Annotated in this window: 2 protein-coding genes; both read left to right on the plus strand. The window is 75.7% G+C overall.

The genetic code is table 11. The annotated features are described in order from the left end of the window. The coding region (locus tag ABZ914_RS50470) for a hypothetical protein (protein ID WP_500201691.1) at positions 1-462 on the plus strand (462 nt) is incomplete at its 5' end. A gap of 239 nt (positions 463-701) precedes the next feature. Continuing rightward, on the plus strand, positions 702-2,036 hold the full coding sequence (locus ABZ914_RS50475) for a chaplin family protein (RefSeq protein WP_500201692.1): 1,335 nt from the start codon (positions 702-704) through the stop codon (positions 2,034-2,036). Positions 2,037-2,180: the final 144 nt, after the last annotated feature.

Below are 2,180 nucleotides of genomic sequence, written 5' to 3' on the forward strand. Positions count from 1 at the left end.
GTCCGGCCGGACGACCACGGCGTCGGCCGGCTCGTGCCCGGCGTGGCCGCCCCGCACGGCGCGGCGCACGCCGCGCCGAGGCCCGGCGCGGACGCCTCGTCCCGCCCTGACGCCGCGGCGCACGCGAAGAAGCACGGCGCCGCACGCACCCGCACCGCGGCGGCCCCGAAGAAGGCGGCCCACGCGACCGCAGGGGCGCCGTCCGGCGCGCACCGCTCCGGCGGCCACTGCCGGATGTGCGGGGAGGGGCAGCGCCTGCCCGGCGCGCCCGCGACGCCGTCCGGCCAGGACGGCAACCCGCGCAGCGGCGCGCCGTCCGGCGGGCACCCGTTCGGGCCGTTCGCCGACCTCGGCACCGCCCAGCGCCCGCAGGCGCCGCGCGCCCTCGACACCGGTGCCTTCGACCGCACCGCGCTGACCGACAAGGCGGCCCCGGGCCGTCCCTCGGTCGTCCCCGACTAGCACCCGCCTACGGGCACCGCGCGTTTCCGCGCGTCCTGTGCCGGAAGCCGCCCTTCCCCGCCCGCGGGACTCCCGCGCCGCGCGCCGGACGGCCGCTTCCCGGCCTCCCCCGCCACTCCACCGATCTTTCTCTCCGAACGGCACGGTCCTGGCCAGACCGCTGCCCGCTGCGCTCACCCGGACGGTGCACGCAGTGATCATCACCGATTCACCGATTCACCGAAAGAAGGAGCAACACCATGCGCATCTGGGCAAGGAACACCGGCCGCGCCGCTCTCGTCGCGGCGGGCTGCGTCGCGATGGGGACGTCCGGACTCGGCGTCCCCGCCTCGGCGGACAACCGCACCAGCGGGGACCTGTCCATCCTGGGCGGCAACCAGGTCGTCGCGCCGATCTCGATACCGATCGAGGTGAGCGGCAACGCCATCGGCGCCGTCGCCGGCATCGCCCAGGCCGGCTCGAAGGGCGGCGCGTCCGTCGAGCGGCGCGGCCACGACGGCGGCGACATGCAGACCTCGGGCAACCTGTCGATCGGCGGCGGCAACCAGATCTACGCCCCGATCTCCATCCCGGTGGACGTCTGCGGCAACGCCATCGGCGCCATCGTCGGCATCGCGCGGGCCGGGTGCAAGGGCGGCGCCACCGTCAAGAACGGCGGGCACAAGAGCCACAGCGGCTGGCGCGCCGGACGCGAGGCCACCGGGCCGGGCGACCGCCAGGCGCCGACCCGTCCGGGCGTCCGCCAGGCGCCCGCCGCGCCGGGCGACCGCCAGGCGCCCATCGGTCCGGGCGGCCGCCAGGTGCCCGCGATGCCGGGCGACCGCCAGGTGCCCGTCACCGGCGGTGCCGCCGGCGCCCCGACCGCCGACAACGGCCGCATGGGCGGCTGGGACGGCGGCTGGGGCGGCCACGGCCACGGGCACGGCATGAAGACGTCCGGCAACCTGTCCATCCTCGGCGGCAACCAGATCTACGCGCCGATCTCCGTGCCGGTGAACGTCTGCGGCAACGCGATCTCCCTCATCGCGGGGATCACCCAGGCCGGCTGCAAGGGCGGCGCCTCCGTCGAGCGCAAGGGCGACGACCGTCCGGACATGAAGACGTCCGGGAACCTGTCCATCCTCGGCGGCAACCAGATCTACGCGCCGATCTCCGTGCCCGTGAACGTCTGCGGCAACGCGATCGGCGCCGTCCTCGGCATCGCGCAGGCGGGCTGCAAGGGCGGCGCTTCCGTCACCAGCGGCGGCCACGAGCACCACCGGCCGCCGATCAAGCACTTCCCGAAGAAGCCGCACCACAAGAAGCCGCACCACAAGAAGCACTACAAGCCGTCCAAGCACCGCCCGGCGGCCGGGCACCACAAGCTGCCGTCCACCCTGCGGGGGACCAGCGAGCGGATCGCGATGGGCCCGAACTACCGCAGCGCCGAGGGCATGCCCGCCGTGCAGGACCTGCTGGGCAAGGTCACCCGGATCGCCAGGCCGGTCGCGAACGTGACGCCGGGGCAGGTCGGCACGCAGCTGCCGCAGGGCAACAACGCGCCGGTCAAGCTGGGCACCGCGCTCACCCACTGAGTCATGACCGGCCCGGATGACGATCCGCGCGGCCGGTTCAGCCGACGGTGAAGGGGACGGCAGACGTGCCGACCCCTTCCCCGCGTCCGGGCGGCGCGGCCCCCCACCGCCGGCCCCCCCCCCCCCCGCCCGTACACCCCTCGT

Source organism: Spirillospora sp. NPDC046719, assembly GCF_040645715.1.
Classification (GTDB): Bacteria; Actinomycetota; Actinomycetes; order Streptosporangiales; family Streptosporangiaceae; genus Spirillospora.

What these genes read in the sequence shown, in the direction of transcription:
- ABZ914_RS50475 (WP_500201692.1), top strand. Translation starts at nt 702, where the DNA reads ATGCGCATCTGGGCAAGGAACACCGGCCGCGCCGCTCTCGTCGCGGCG.